At 34.9% G+C, this 15,764-nt stretch carries 12 protein-coding genes; all 12 read left to right on the forward strand.

Annotated elements, in window-relative coordinates:
• Window positions 1-16 precede the first annotated feature (16 nt).
• Window positions 17-1,135: an acyl-CoA dehydrogenase family protein gene (locus G314FT_RS04955; RefSeq protein WP_257702351.1), complete on the forward strand. Its 1,119-nt coding sequence runs from the start codon at window positions 17-19 to the stop codon at window positions 1,133-1,135.
• 18 nt (window positions 1,136-1,153) lie between these two features.
• On the forward strand, window positions 1,154-2,008 hold the full coding sequence (locus tag G314FT_RS04960; protein WP_257702352.1) for a 3-hydroxybutyryl-CoA dehydrogenase: 855 nt from the start codon (window positions 1,154-1,156) through the stop codon (window positions 2,006-2,008).
• A 14-nt stretch (window positions 2,009-2,022) separates the two neighbouring features.
• Window positions 2,023-2,808: an enoyl-CoA hydratase-related protein gene (locus tag G314FT_RS04965; RefSeq protein ID WP_257702354.1), complete on the forward strand. Its 786-nt coding sequence runs from the start codon at window positions 2,023-2,025 to the stop codon at window positions 2,806-2,808.
• A gap of 40 nt (window positions 2,809-2,848) precedes the next feature.
• Window positions 2,849-4,135: an acetyl-CoA hydrolase/transferase family protein gene (locus tag G314FT_RS04970; protein ID WP_257702356.1), complete on the forward strand. Its 1,287-nt coding sequence runs from the start codon at window positions 2,849-2,851 to the stop codon at window positions 4,133-4,135.
• Window positions 4,136-4,156: 21 nt separating this feature from the next.
• Window positions 4,157-5,020: a YtnP family quorum-quenching lactonase gene (locus G314FT_RS04975; protein WP_257702357.1), complete on the forward strand. Its 864-nt coding sequence runs from the start codon at window positions 4,157-4,159 to the stop codon at window positions 5,018-5,020.
• A 24-nt stretch (window positions 5,021-5,044) separates the two neighbouring features.
• Entirely contained in the window at window positions 5,045-5,704 is a 660-nt protein-coding gene (locus tag G314FT_RS04980) for an MIP/aquaporin family protein (protein ID WP_257702359.1), read from the forward strand.
• 301 nt (window positions 5,705-6,005) lie between these two features.
• A complete protein-coding gene (mgtA, locus tag G314FT_RS04985) occupies window positions 6,006-8,612 on the forward strand; it encodes a magnesium-translocating P-type ATPase (RefSeq protein ID WP_257702361.1) in 2,607 nt (868 codons plus the stop codon).
• 438 nt (window positions 8,613-9,050) lie between these two features.
• Window positions 9,051-10,163 (forward strand): pyruvate dehydrogenase (acetyl-transferring) E1 component subunit alpha, encoded by a 1,113-nt coding sequence (gene pdhA, locus G314FT_RS04990; protein ID WP_257702364.1) that lies wholly within the window; start codon window positions 9,051-9,053, stop codon window positions 10,161-10,163.
• A gap of 3 nt (window positions 10,164-10,166) precedes the next feature.
• Window positions 10,167-11,144 carry an alpha-ketoacid dehydrogenase subunit beta gene (locus tag G314FT_RS04995; protein WP_125957333.1) on the forward strand — a complete coding sequence of 326 codons (978 nt, stop codon included), beginning with the start codon at window positions 10,167-10,169 and terminating at the stop codon, window positions 11,142-11,144.
• 48 nt (window positions 11,145-11,192) lie between these two features.
• Window positions 11,193-12,800: a dihydrolipoyllysine-residue acetyltransferase gene (locus G314FT_RS05000; protein WP_257702366.1), complete on the forward strand. Its 1,608-nt coding sequence runs from the start codon at window positions 11,193-11,195 to the stop codon at window positions 12,798-12,800.
• 12 nt (window positions 12,801-12,812) lie between these two features.
• A complete protein-coding gene (gene lpdA, locus G314FT_RS05005) occupies window positions 12,813-14,219 on the forward strand; it encodes a dihydrolipoyl dehydrogenase (protein WP_257702367.1) in 1,407 nt (468 codons plus the stop codon).
• A gap of 138 nt (window positions 14,220-14,357) precedes the next feature.
• Window positions 14,358-15,539 carry a SulP family inorganic anion transporter gene (locus G314FT_RS05010; protein ID WP_257702369.1) on the forward strand — a complete coding sequence of 394 codons (1,182 nt, stop codon included), beginning with the start codon at window positions 14,358-14,360 and terminating at the stop codon, window positions 15,537-15,539.
• Window positions 15,540-15,764: the final 225 nt, after the last annotated feature.

Here is a 15,764-nt window from a genome sequence, read left to right on the forward strand (position 1 = left end):
TAAAGGGGTAAGCACAATGGAAAAAAGACATGAGCTAGTGCAACAAGTGATGAATTACTCTCATAAAGAATTAGCAAAAGCAGCAAGATATTATGATACTGTAGATAAATTTCCAGAAGAACAGATGAAACATTTATTTCAAATGAATATTTTGCCAAGTTTATATAAACAGTTAAATAATCTTACCTATCATGATTACTTAAGCGTTATTCGGCTAGTATCTAAAAATTTTCCAGCACTTGGTAGTATTCTGCTCACACAAGAAAGTCATTGTGCTTGGCCTATTTCACAATTTGGAACAGAAGAACAAAAGAAATCTTACCTAGAAAAGGCCTTAACTGGTGAATTATATGGCTGCTTTGCTTTGAATGAACCAATTACAGGTAGCGAAATTGAAGAAATGAAAACAGTTGCCCAACAAACTGAAACAGGTTGGGTATTATCTGGAAATAAGGATTATATTTCAAATTCACCTATAGCCAGTGTGTTATTTATTGCAGCTAAAACAGTAAAGATTGATGGTGAAGAGGGCTACGCCGTGTTTGTTGTTGATAAAAAGACAAAGGGAATTAAAGTTGGCGAACTTGAAGAAAAGATGGGGATTAAAGCGCTCCCTGTTGCCAGTATTACCTTACAAAATGTTGAACTATCAGATAAACAGTTGTTAGGTGGCGTGACAGAGGGATTAGTTCAAATCCAATCTATTTTAAATCGTAATCGATTAGCCGTTGCAGCACAATCTCTAGGAATTGCTGGAGGAGCTTTAGATAGAGGCTTGAAATATGTATCTTATGATAGAAATTTAGGAAAACGCTTAATTGATATGGCCTCTACACAATTTAAGTTAGCTGATATTGAAACAGGAATTTATTCTGCTAGGTCTTTGTTAATGCAGGTGATTAACTCTGGGCAAGAGCAAGATGAGCGTATGGTCGCGATGACAAAATTAACTGCTTCCAATTTAGCAATTGATGCAACAGAAAGCATTATAAATATGAGTGGTGGTTATGGTTATATGCGAAACAATGATATCGAGAGATTTGTACGAGATGCAAAAATTACAGCGATATACGGATCATCATCTGATCGATTAAGACGTATCATAGCAAAACCATGGGTAGATAATAAAATGTAAAGTAAAGGAAGTATAAAAATGGAAATTAAAAAGGTAATGGTTGTAGGCGCAGGACAAATGGGAAATGGTATTGTTCAAGTCTTAGCAACAGTTGGGTACGATGTTTACATGAATGACATCACAGAAGAAGCAACACAAAATGGTTTGGAAAAAATCAAAGGATTTTTAGGAAAATCAGTTAAACGTGGATCTAAAACAGAAGATGAAGTAACAAAAATTTTAGATAGAATTACATTATCAACATCTTATGAAGATGCAAAACACGTTGATTTGATTATTGAAGCAGCAACAGAAAATAAAAGAATTAAGTTAGATATCTTTAAACAACTAGATGCGATTGCTTCAGAACATACTATTTTAGCTACAAACACGTCTTCTTTATCAATCACTGAAATCGCTTCAGTAACAAGTCGACCAGAAAAAGTAGTGGGAATGCATTTCTTTAATCCAGTTCCATTAATGAAATTAGTTGAAATTAATCATGGATTAGCGACAAGTGATGAGACAGCGAAAGCTATTTTAGATGTAGCAAGTAAAATGAGAAAAGTATCAATTGATATTAAAGACTCACCAGGATTTGCAGTAAACCGTATTTTAATTCCAATGATTAATGAAGCAATATTTGTTTTAGGTGAAGGCGTTGCTACAGCTGAAGAAATTGATGAGTCAATGACACTTGGCGCAAACCATCCGATGGGACCTTTAGCATTAGCAGATTATATTGGATTAGATACATGTTTAGCTATTATGAACGTGTTATATGACGGATTTAATGATTCTAAATATCGTCCAGCACCACTACTTAAAAAATATGTAGAAGCAGGCTGGTTAGGAAATAAAACAGGAAAAGGTTTTTATAACTACAAAAAATAATGGAGGAATCATGAATGAAAACATATAAATACTTAAGTTTATCTGCTGAAAATGGTGTTGGGACATTAAAAATCGAACGACCTAAAATGTTGAATGCTCTAAGCACAGGAGTTTTAGAAGAAATAGATAAAGCCATTGATGAAGTGAGTTCTAGACAAGACATCGATGTGTTATTAGTAACAGGAACAGGCGAAAGAGCTTTTGTTGCTGGAGCAGATATTTCAGAGATGAAAGATAAAACAGTTTTTGAAGGACGCACGTTTTCAGAAATTGGGAACAATGTCTTTTTAAAACTAAGCACATTAAGACAACCAACGATTGCTTGTGTGAATGGATTTGCTTTAGGTGGCGGTTGTGAATTAGCTTTAGCGTGTGATATGAGAATTGCTTCAGACAATGCAAAATTTGGTCAACCAGAAGTTGGCTTAGGGATTATACCAGGATTTGGTGGCACGCAACGACTAACAAGACTTGTGGGAACAGGTATTGCTAAAGAATTAATCTTCACAGGTAAAATTGTTTCAGCTGATGATGCTTTAAGAATGGGATTAGTAAATAAAGTGGTTAGCTTTGATGATTTACAAACAGAAGCAATGGATTTAGCTAATCAAATTAGAAAAAATGCTCCACTTGCTGTAGAACTAAGTAAAGAAGTAATTGATTCGGGTATTGAAATGAGTTTAGCAAATGGGTTAAGACTTGAAGCAGAAGTATTTGGCTCACTATTTTCAACAAGTGATCAAACAGAAGGCATGGATGCTTTCATTAATAAACGTAAACCTAAATTTGAAAAAAACTGAAAATTCAGAAAATACTGACAATAATAAGGAGAGTTTAACTATGAATTACGATAACTTATATAATGAAAAAATTAAGTCAGCAAAAGATGCAGTCAGCGTGATTGAACCAGGAGATGCTATTGTTTTTCCAATTATGCCAGGTGAACCACCAGCATTATTAGATGCCATTCGCGAAATGGATACATTAGATGGTAACTCTTTATATCGTATGCTACCTAGTTTTCCAACAGTTGATGTAGAAAAATCAAAATTACGCCAAATTTCAATCTTTTTATCTGGTATGGATAGAAAAGGAATGAATGCTGGAAACATTGATTTACTACCAAACCATTTTTCTGACATTCCTTCTATTTTGAAAAAACGTGAAGGTGACAAATTAGTCATCATGGCAACAGTATCTCCAATGGATGAAGATGGAAACTTTTCATTAGGAACTAGTCCATCTTACGTTGCATCATTAATCGAAGGAGCTAAACGAATTGTTTTAGAAGTGAATGAAAATATGCCAAGAACATTTGGTGAAAAAAATACGATTCATATTAGCCAAGTGGATGCTTTAATTGAAAATAATGTTGAGTTACCAGAACTTGTTAGTCCAACACCAAATGAAAAAGATTTAGCAGTTGGTCGTGAAATCGCGAAAAAAGTAAAAGATGGTGACACACTACAAATTGGATTTGGTGCAATGCCTAATGCTGTAATGGAATATTTGACAGAGAAAAAACATTTAGGGTTGCATACAGAAATGCTTCCTGAAAAATTAGTTGACTTAACTGAAAAAGGTGTTATTGACAATAGTGCAAAAGAAATTCATAATGGTAAGTCAGTTGCGACTTTTGCCATCGGAAGTAAGCGACTTTATGAATTCATGGATAATAACCCAGACATTTTAATGTTACCGTGTGATTACACAAATAGTTTTGATACAATAAGCAAGATGAAAAACTTATTTGCGATTAACTCTGCGATTGAAGTTGATTTTCTTGGTCAATGTAATTCAGAAAGAGTGAAAGGGTTTTATTATTCATCAACAGGTGGACAATCAGACTTTATGAAGGGGGTACGTTTAACAGAAAGTGGTACTGGGATCATTTGTTTGTACTCTACAGCTAAAAATGATGAAATTTCGACAATCGTACCTACTTTATTCGAAGGTGCTCCTGTTGCAACATCAAAAAATGATATTGATACAGTTGTAACTGAATATGGTAGTGCAGAATTAAAGGGTAGTACAATCTTTGAGAGAACGGAAAGATTAATCAATATTGCGCATCCTAAATTTAGAGATGAATTAAGAGAAAAAGCAAAAGAAATGAACTACATGTAATCACAACTAGGAGGAAAAAAGATGGATACATTAACGTTTCATGATATGACATTAACCTGGTTAGAAGGTGGGATGACTTGTTTAGATGGTGGTGCAATGTTTGGTGTTGTACCAAAACCTGTTTGGACAAGAAAATATCCAGTGAACGAAAAAAATCAGATTGAATTACCAACAGATCCTATTCTTATCCAGTATCAAGGAAAGAATTATTTGATTGATACAGGTGTAGGAAATGGCAAATTCACAGAGAAACAAAAAAAGATTTTTGGCGTGGCATGGGAATCAGAAATTGATGCCTCTTTAAACAAGTTAGGTTTAACAACTGAGGATATTGATGTTATTTTGATGACTCATATGCACTTTGATCACGCAACTGGACTAACCAAACCAACTCATGATGGTCGTTATGTATCCGTTTTCCCTAATGCTAAAATATACGTTCAAGCAATTGAATGGGATGAAATGCAACATCCTAATATACGCTCGAAGAGTACTTATTGGGCCTATAATTGGGAACCAATCGTTGATCAAGTGGTTACTTATGACAAATCAGTTGAAGTAGCAGAAGGTTTGACAATGATTCATACAGGTGGGCATAGTAATGGACATGCTGTGATAAAATTTGAACAAAACGGTGAGACGATGATTCATATGGCAGATATCATGCCAACTCACGCTCATCAAAATCCTTTATGGGTTCTAGCTTATGATGACTACCCAATGACATCGATAGCAAATAAAGAAAAATTATTAAAAGAAGCTTATGAAAACAACTATAAATTTATTTTCTATCATGATGCATTTTATCGAATGATTCAGTGGGACAATGAAGGAAAAGAAAAGATTGACACTTTGGAGAGGTCCAGAGAGAGAATTATAAGGTAAGTGTAAAATATAGGGGGAAGTATTTTGGTAAAAAAAGGTTTAGCAGAAGTAATAGGGACATTCTTTTTAGTCTTTATTGGTACAGGTACTGCAGTATTAAGTGGTAATGTTGTTGGAACGTTGGGGATTGGTCTAGGGTTTGGTTTAGCGATTATGGTTGCTGCTAATACAATCGGCCAAATTTCTGGGGCACATTTGAATCCAGCTGTAACACTAGCTTTTTTAGTAAATAAACGTCTTGATGTCCAAGAATTTATTGTTTATGTTGCTGGACAAATTATTGGAGCGATACTTGGTACTGGGTTACTAAGATTGATTTTAGGAATGACTGATTTAGGTGTAGATAACCTAGCTCAAACAACTTATCAAGGTATTTCAACAACAGGCGCATTTATCATTGAAATGACGCTAACAGCAATTTTAGTATTTGTTATTATGTCTGTGACAAGTAAAAAAGGTGAAACATCTTATAATGGTTTAGCAATTGGTTTAACTTTAACAATGTTACATTTTATTGGGGTTCCTTTAACAGGAATGTCAGTAAACCCTGTGAGAAGTTTATCGCCAGCAATATTTGTTGGAGGTGACGCGATGAGTCAACTATGGTTATACATTTTAGCACCATTAGTAGGTGGCTTAATCGCTGCAGTGATTGCAAAAACGTTACTACAAACAGAAGAATAAATAATATCAACAACCACGGTCAATTGATTGTGGTTGTTTTTTTATCCAACAAATAAACAACGATTTAATAACGAGGTATATGACATGATAAAAATACTAAGAACGCTACAATATGAAGGGGAAGATAGATTAAAACGTTATATTATAAGGAGTGTTTGTACAATAAATTGTTTATTATGAAGTTTTTTTGTTGTTATTTTATAAATAATGTACACTTTATTTATAAAAACTCAGATTAAATGAAAAGAATTCTTATGCATGTTATGATAAAGGAGAGACTTTAGTTGTAGGAGGAATGCACATGGCAAAAGAAGAATCGGTAAATAAAAAGAATGACGAGTTAAAAAAGTTATCTAACTTAAGTGCTAGGGAATTAATGATGGAGTTCCGCACTTCACCTGATGGACTTAGCTCTGAAGATGCTGAAAAACGGCTAGATGAATTTGGCGAGAATAAGGTAAATGTACAAAAGCCTAAACCTTGGTATCGTGTATTACTGGAGTCTTTTATGGATCCGTTTATTTATGTTTTAGCAGCTTTGTTGGTTGTCTCTGCTTTGACAAAAGATTTTGAAGCAGTTCTTGTGATGAGTACGATGATTTTAATCAGTGCTTTTATTCGATTTGCTCAAGATTTCAAAGCACAACAGGAGTCATTATCATTACAAAATCTAGTAAAACATACAAGTGCTGTTAAAAGAGATGGTGAAATAAAAGAAAGACCAATGGAGGATGTTGTTCCTGGAGACATTGTGTATTTATCAGCAGGAGATATGATACCAGCTGATGGGGTACTTATTTGGACAAAAGATTTATTTGTCAATCAATCTTCATTGACAGGTGAATCCATGCCTGTTGAAAAATTTGAATCAGATAAAGTAGATTTTGAAGTAGATAAAGACACATCTGCCATTGATTTAAATAATTTAGTTTTTATGGGGACCGATATTTTAAGTGGTCAAGGTGAAGTGATTATCTTAAGAACAGGTCAAGATACATTTTTTGGCGATATTGCGAAATCTGCTAGTACAGCTCGTGCGTTAACAAGTTTTGACCGTGATTTAAATCGTATCAGTAAATTATTACTAAAAATGGTGACAGTATTGTTCCCAGTCGTATTTTTGATAAATGGTTTATCAAAAGGAGACTGGACCCAAGCTTTCTTCTTTGCTATTGCTGTAGCAGTTGGATTGACACCAGAAATGTTGCCAATGATTGTAACAAGTAACTTGGCTAAGGGATCGCAAACACTGGCGAAGAAAAAAGTCATTGTTAAAGAGTTAAATGCCATTCAAAATTTAGGTTCAATGACTGTTCTTTGTACGGATAAAACAGGAACGATTACAGAAGATCGTGTTGTATTAGTGGAACATGTTAGTCCTCTGGGTGATTCAAACCAAAAAGTGTTAGATATGGCTTATCTAAATTCAAATTATCAAACAGGTTGGAAAAACTTAATGGATCATGCCATTATTAATCATTATGAAATGAATCCAGATAAAATGATGACAGATAACATTGAAAAAATTGATGAGATTCCATTTGATTTTTCTAGACGTCGTTTGACAGTTGCGCTAAAAAGAGACGGCCATCAACTAATGATAACAAAAGGAGCCGTTGAAGAGATGGCGGCAATCTGTTCATATGTTGAAATAGATGATGAGATAGTTCCTTTAACAGAGGACTTGATTCAACAAATGTCAGATGTTAATAGACGAATGAATGAACAAGGGATGCGTGTGATTACGGTCGCTTATAAACGAGATGTCCATGACACACCGACTTATGCTGTTAGTGATGAGTCAGATATGATACTGGTTGGGTTTGTAGGATTTTTAGATCCAGCAAAACAATCAGCAGTAACAGCGATTTCTTCCTTGCATCAACATGGAGTCAATGTAAAAGTGTTAACAGGAGACAATGAAATAGTCTCTAGAAAAGTATGTAGTGATGTTGGGATTGAAGTAGATAAATCTTATATTGGAACAGACATTGATACAATGGATGATGAAGAATTAAAACAAGCAGTGAATGAAGTGCAACTATTTGCTAAGCTTAATCCTATGCAAAAAGCTCGTATTATCAATACATTAAAAGAGCAAGGCGAAACAGTTGGATTTATGGGAGATGGGATTAATGATGCTCCAGCGTTAAGAGCAGCTGATGTTGGAATTTCGGTTGATACTGCAGCTGATATTACAAAAGAAGCAAGCTCAATCATTCTTCTGGAAAAGAGTTTAGTCGTGTTAGAAGATGGGGTGCTCGAAGGACGTAAAGTATTTAAAAATATGATGAAGTATATCATGATTACGATTAGTTCAAACTTTGGGAATGTCTTTTCAGTTTTAGTAGCGAGTGCTTTTTTACCTTTCTTACCAATGCTATCAATTCAGTTATTAATACAGAATTTAGTCTATGATATTTCACAACTTGCTATGCCATGGGATAATGTTGATGAGGAACAAATTATGAGACCTGTTAAATTTGATATAAAAAATCTGTTACATTTTACATTATTCATTGGCCCTGTAAGTAGTATTTTTGATATTATAACGTTTGCTGTTATGTGGTTTGTGATAGGAGCTAATACAGTTGCTCAACAAAGTGTGTTTCAATCTGGTTGGTTTTTAGTTGGATTATTTACCCAAACACTGGTTGTTCATGTCATTCGTACGGAAAAAATCCCATTTATTCAAAGTATTGCAAGTCCTCCAATGTTAGTCATGAGTGCTTTAGCAGTTGGTTCAGGTTTATTTATTATTTTATTTGAGCCACTAAGACAAGCTTTTGATTTTGGAGAGTTACCAAGTGAATATTGGATTTGGTTAATAGTTATTAGTTTCTCTTATTTGGTACTGCAACAGTTAATTAAAAAACTTTATATAAAAAAATATAAAGAATGGGTTTAAAGTGAAAAAACTCACTTTCTTTATAAAAAAACAATAATGTTTTCGTAAAAAAAGAACTCTTTATTAATAAGAGTTCTTTTTTTATTAGATAGCGAAAAGAATTGGAAAGCAAATAAAGAGAGTTAGAATGTATATAAGATAGCGTTCTTAATCAAGTTGATATATAACAGTTTTTTGGTAAGACTAATACAGTTTACTGTTTTTTTACATAGAATAAAAAAAAATAGAATATAATTTGATTTAAAGTGATATTTTTCACTATGTTTTCACAACGTTATTCAATAAGGTTTTTAAGATAAAAAAATCGAGCGGATTGCTTGCAATGTGAATAAAGTCATGTTAAATTGAATTTGTCAAATTGAAAAAAAGTAATACAGTTTTTTTTCCTGTTTGAGAAACCAATATGATTACGTAAAAAAGAGAGGAATGTGTAACAATATGGCTAAGAAAAAAGTAAACCCACTTGATTTTGCAGCATTGATGGAAGACATTAACGCAGATTTTCCAACGATTCAAGTGTTAGATAAAGATGGTAAGGTTGTTGATAAAGATTTATTACCTGATTTATCAGATGACGAATTAGTAGAATTAATGACAAGAATGGTATGGGCAAGAGTTTTAGACCAACGTTCAACTGCATTAAACCGTCAAGGACGTTTAGGATTCTACGCTCCAACAGCTGGTCAAGAAGCAAGTCAATTAGCAAGTCAATTTGCTATGGATAAAGAAGATGTGTTATTACCAGGATATCGTGATGTTCCACAATTAATTCAACATGGTTTACCACTTAGAGACGCATTTTTATGGTCAAGAGGACATGCAGCAGGTAGTGAATACGCTGAAAGCTTAAAAGCTTTACCACCACAAATCATTATCGGTGCACAATATGTACAAGCAGCTGGTGTGGCTTTAGGTCTTAAAAAACGCAATAAACCAAATGTTGCATTTACTTATACAGGTGATGGCGGTTCTTCACAAGGGGACTTCTATGAAGGAATTAACTTTGCAGGAGCTTATAAAGCAAATGCTGTATTCTTTATTCAAAACAATGGCTATGCCATCTCAACACCACGTGAATTACAAACAGCAGCAAATACATTAGCTCAAAAAGGTATTGCAGCAGGTATCCCAAGTATTCAAGTAGATGGTATGGATGCATTAGCAGTATATAAAGTAACAAAAGCAGCTCGTGAATGGGCAGCAGCAGGAAATGGACCAGTTTTAATTGAGACATTAACATTCCGTTATGGACCACATACATTATCAGGGGACGATCCAACAAGATATCGTACTCAAGAAGTTGAAGATGAGTGGCATGCAAAAGATCCATTAACTCGTTTCAGAATTTACTTAACAGAAAAAGGTTTATGGTCTGAAGAAAAAGAAGAACAAATTATTGAACAAACTAAAGAAGAAATCAAAACAGCGATTAAAGCAGCTGATGCAGCACCAAAACAAAAAGTTTCAGATTTCTTGAAAAACATGTTTGAAGTAACACCTAAATTAATCCAAGAACAAATTGACACATTTGAAGCAAAGGAGTCGAACTAAATCATGGCACAAAAAACAATGATTCAAGCAATCACAGATGCTTTAGCAGTAGAACTTGAAGCAAATCAAGATGTATTAGTATTTGGTGAAGATGTTGGTAATAACGGTGGGGTATTCCGTGCTACTGAAGGATTACAAGAAAAATTTGGTGTGGATCGTGTATTCGATACACCATTAGCTGAGTCAGGTATCGGTGGTTTAGCATTCGGTTTAGCTTTAGAAAACTTCCGTCCAGTTGCAGAAATCCAATTCTTTGGTTTCGTATTTGAAGTAATGGATGAAATTATCGGACAAATGGCTCGTACTCGTTACCGTATGAGTGGTACTCGTAATATTCCAGTTACAATCCGCGCCCCATTTGGTGGTGGTGTTCATACACCTGAAATGCATGCGGATAACTTAGAAGGGTTAATCGCTCAATCACCAGGTGTACGTGTGGTTATTCCAAGTAATCCATATGATGCAAAAGGATTATTAATTTCAGCTATTCGTGACAACGATCCAGTTGTTTTCTTAGAACACATGAAATTATACCGTTCATTCCGTGAAGAAGTTCCAGAAGGTGCTTATACAGTTCCTTTAGATAAAGCAGCTGTAACACGAGAAGGAACTGATGTTTCAGTTATTACTTATGGCGCAATGGTTCGTGAAGCAATCAAAGCAGCAGAAGCATTAGAAAAAGATGGTATCTCTGTTGAAATCATTGACTTAAGAACAGTTGCCCCATTAGATGTAGATACAATTATTGCCTCTGTTGAAAAAACAGGACGTGTTGTAGTTGTTCAAGAAGCACAAAGACAAGCCGGAGTTGGCGCTCAAGTTGTTTCAGAAATTTCAGAAAGAGCGGTTCTTTCTTTAGAAGCACCAATCGGACGTGTGTCAGCACCTGATACAGTTTATCCATTTGGTCAAGCAGAAGGTGCATGGTTACCAAATGCATCAGATATCGAAGCAAAAGTAAGAGAAATTCATTCATTCTAATTTAATTGAAATTAACTGAATGCACAACAGAAGGAGAGAAAATAACAGATGGCTTTTAAATTTAAATTACCAGACATTGGTGAAGGTATCGCAGAAGGCGAAATCGTTAAATTGTTTGTTAAAGAAGGCGACACAATCAACGAAGATGATACGTTATTAGAAGTACAAAACGATAAATCAGTAGAAGAAATTCCTTCTCCTGTAACAGGTAAAGTATTAAAAGTTCTTGTTTCAGAAGGAACAGTAGCAAACGTTGGTGACGTGTTAGTTGAAATCGACGCACCAGGACATGAAGACGAAGAAGAAACAGTAGCTCCTGCTGAAGAAGCAGCTGCACCAGCAGCAAGTGCTCCTGCAGCTAGCACAGGTGGCGTGTTCCAATTCAAATTACCAGATATCGGTGAAGGTATTGCTGAAGGCGAAATCGTAAAATGGTTTGTTTCTGCTGGAGATACAATCAACGAAGACGATACATTGTTAGAAGTACAAAATGATAAATCAGTAGAAGAAATTCCTTCTCCTGTAACAGGTAAAGTAGTTAACGTATTAGTACCTGAAGGAACAGTAGCAAACGTTGGTGATGTATTAGTAGAAATTGATGCACCAGGACATAATGATGCTCCTGCAACAAGTGCACCAGCTACTGAAACACCAGCAGCTGCAGCTCCAACTGCAAGTACACCAGAAACACCAAGTGCACCAACAGGTAAACCAAGTGCTCGTGTATTAGCAATGCCATCAGTACGTCAATATGCTCGTGCTAAAGGTGTTGATATTACGTTAGTAACACCAACAGGTAAAGGTGGACGTGTGGTTAAATCTGATATTGATAACTTTGGTTCAGCACCAGCAGCTCAATCAACTGAAAAAGTTGCTGTATCTGAAGAAAAAGTTGCTGTTGCACCAGCTAAAGAAACTGCTAAACCAGCAGCACCATTTGTTGGTATGCCTGAAGTTGAAGTTCGTGAAAAAATGACTCCAACACGTAAAGCAATTGCTAAAGCAATGGTAAACAGCAAACATACAGCTCCTCATGTAACATTACATGATGATGTTGAAGTATCTAAATTATGGGATCACCGTAAGAAATTTAAAGATGTTGCAGCAACAAGAAATACTAAATTAACTTTCTTGCCATATGTTGTTAAAGCATTAACTGCAACTATGCAAAAATTCCCAACATTAAACGCATCAATTGATGACGCAACAAACGAAATTGTTTACAAACATTACTATAACATTGGTATTGCAACTGATACTGATCATGGTTTATATGTACCAAACGTTAAACAAGCAAACACTAAGAGCATGTTTGATATTGCAGATGAAATTAACGAAAAAGCTGCTTTAGCTATTGAAGGTAAATTAACTGCAGCTGATATGCGTGATGGTACTGTAACAATTAGTAATATTGGTTCTGTTGGTGGTGGCTGGTTTACACCGGTTATTAACTACCCAGAAGTTGCTATCTTAGGTGTTGGTACTATTACACAACAACCTGTTGTAAATGCAGATGGAGAAATTGTTGTTGGAAGAATGATGAAATTATCATTAAGCTTTGACCACCGTATCGTTGATGGAGCAACAGCACAAAAAGCAATGAACAATATTAAACGTTTATTAGCTGATCCAGAATTATTATTAATGGAAGGATAAGGTGAATAGTTAATGGTTGTAGGAGATTTCGCATTAGAATTAGATACAGTAGTAATTGGTGCAGGACCTGGTGGATATGTTGCCGCAATTCGTGCAGCACAAATGGGCCAAAAAGTAGCCATTATTGAAAAAGAATACATCGGCGGCGTTTGTTTAAACGTCGGATGTATTCCATCAAAAGCACTAATTAGTGCAGGACACAAATATCAAGAAGCAATGCATTCAGCTATCTTTGGTGTAACTGCTGATAATGTATCACTTGATTTTTCTAAAACTCAAGAATGGAAAAACAACCAAGTAGTTGCAAAATTAACTGGTGGTGTTGAATTCTTACTTAAGAAAAATAAAGTTGAAATTATCCGTGGTGAAGCATTCTTCGTTGATGAAAATACATTACGTGTTATCGATGGTGACCATGCGCAAACTTATTCATTTAATCATGCTATTGTTGCAACTGGTAGTCGTCCAATCGAAATTAAAGGATTTAAATTTGGTGGACGTATTATTGATTCAACTGGTGGATTAAGCTTAACTGAAGTTCCTAAAAAATTAGTTATCGTCGGTGGTGGCGTTATCGGTGCTGAATTAGGTGGAGCGTACGCTAACCTAGGTGCTGAAGTAACAATTTTAGAAGGTTCTCCACAAATTTTACCAACATTTGAAAAAGATATGGTTAAACTTGTTGAAAAAGAATTTGACAACAAAGGTATCAAAGTTGTAACAAAAGCAATGGCTAAAGAAGCTGTTGACAATGGCGATAACGTGACTGTAACTTATGAAGTTGACGGTAAAGAAGAAAAAGTTGAAGCAGATTACGTTATGGTAACTGTAGGTCGTCGTCCAAATACTGATGATTTAGGTTTAGAAATCTTAGGTGTTGAGATGACTGATCGCGGATTAGTAAAAGTTGATAACCAAGGACGCACTAACGTGAAAAGTATTTTTGCAATTGGTGACATCGTTCCTGGAGCTGCACTTGCTCATAAAGCAAGTTATGAAGCTAAAATTGCTGCAGAAGCCATTGCTGGTGAACCAGTAGCAGTTGATTATCGTGCAATGCCAGCTGTAGCCTTTACAGATCCTGAATTGGCAACTGTTGGTATGACAGAAAAAGAAGCAAAAGAAGCTGGATTAAACGTGAAAGCATCTAAATTCTCATTAGGTGGAAATGGTCGTGCGTTATCATTAAACCAAACTGAAGGATTTGTACGTTTAGTTACAACAAAAGAAGACAACGTGATTGTTGGTGGACAAGTTGCTGGTATTAGTGCTAGTGATATTATTGCAGAAATTGGTTTAGCTGTTGAAGCTGGAATGAATGCTGAAGATATCGCTTTAACTATCCATTCACATCCATCATTATCTGAAGCTGTTATGGACACAGCAGAATTAGCATTAGGTATGCCAATTCACATGTAATTTTAAATAAAGCATTGTTTGTTCGGACGTATAAAGCATCTCTTTTAGAGATGCTTTTTTTTTATTCTAAACATGTATTATTTAAAAAGCTGTGATAAGATAATTTGTTATGGGAAAGAATTAAGAGGAGGGAAAAAGGTGTTACTTAGTATAAAAAAAGATGAGTGGACTGACAATCCACGTGAAAATATTTTTGCTGGACTAGTGTCATCAGTGGCAATCTTACCCGAAGTGATAGGGTTTGCCATTATTGCAGGCGTTCAACCAGTGTCAGCGTTATTTGCCTCTGCGACAACTCTTTTAGTCATTACATTAACTGGTGGTAGACCAGCAATGGTGTCTGCAGCTGCTGGATCAATGGCACTTGTGATTGCAGGTTTGGTACAATCACATGGACTAAATTATATGATTGCTGCAACAATTTTAACTGGTATATTTCAATTTGTTTTAGGCTATTTAAATGTACACAGATTAATGAAATATATTCCTAAAAGTGTCATGATAGGATTTGTTAATGGATTAGCGATTTCTATTTTTTTAGCGCAAGTTCAACAATTACCTGAGCAAAATATGATAGGTTATGTGATGGTTATCGTTAGTATTTTAGCCATTTATTTACTACCTAGAGTGATTAAAGTTGTACCACCAGCACTTATTATTATTATAGCTATGACTATTTTATCATTTGTTTTTAAAGGAAGTTTCTTTACGGTAGGGGACTTAGGTGATATGTCTTCACTTGATGTATCGTTTGGATTACCTCTTGTACCAATGAATGTAGAAACATTGTGGATAATCTTACCAACAGCCATTTCATTAACGTTTATTGGATTAATGGAAACATTATTAACAGTTCCTATTGTGGATGAGATGACAAATTCAACAAGTGATAGTAAACGTGAAGTGAAGGCACAAGGATTGGCTAATTTTATCACTGGATTGTTTGGTGGACAAGGCGGATGTGCCATGATTGGTCAAGCTGTGATAAACGTTAAATCAGGTGGTCGAACTCGTTTATCGACGTTTGTATCAGGTACGACACTATTACTGTTTATTTTTGTTTTAAACTCACTCATGATGGTGATTCCCACAGCAGCTTTGATCGGGATTATGATAACAGTGGCAGGGGATACGTTTAATTGGGAAAGCTTACAGTTAGTTAAATCATGGGAGATGATTGAGAGTACTGTGATGATAGTGACTGTCGTGATTATCGTCTACACAGGGAATTTAGCGATTGGAATTTTGTGTGGTGTCGTATTGAATGGGTTATCTATATTATTTACAAAACTTTATAAAAAAATAGTAAAAAGACAATGATAACTCATCATAATTTTTATATCACAGATAGAAGAACTAAAAAAACTAAAGAGTTTGTTTGGTTATTACCCATTGATTTTTTAAGAGTATTATGTGAAATCCGTTGTATTTGTGACTATCATATTATAATTAATATGTTAGAAATAGAACAACACCTATTCATAGAAAGAAGGTATTAATTTAGATAGTGATTGTTATGAAAAAGTTGGGAAAGATATGAAAATT

The sequence above is a fragment of the Vagococcus luciliae genome (genome assembly GCF_024637875.1).
Lineage (GTDB): Bacteria > Bacillota > Bacilli > Lactobacillales > Vagococcaceae > Vagococcus > Vagococcus luciliae.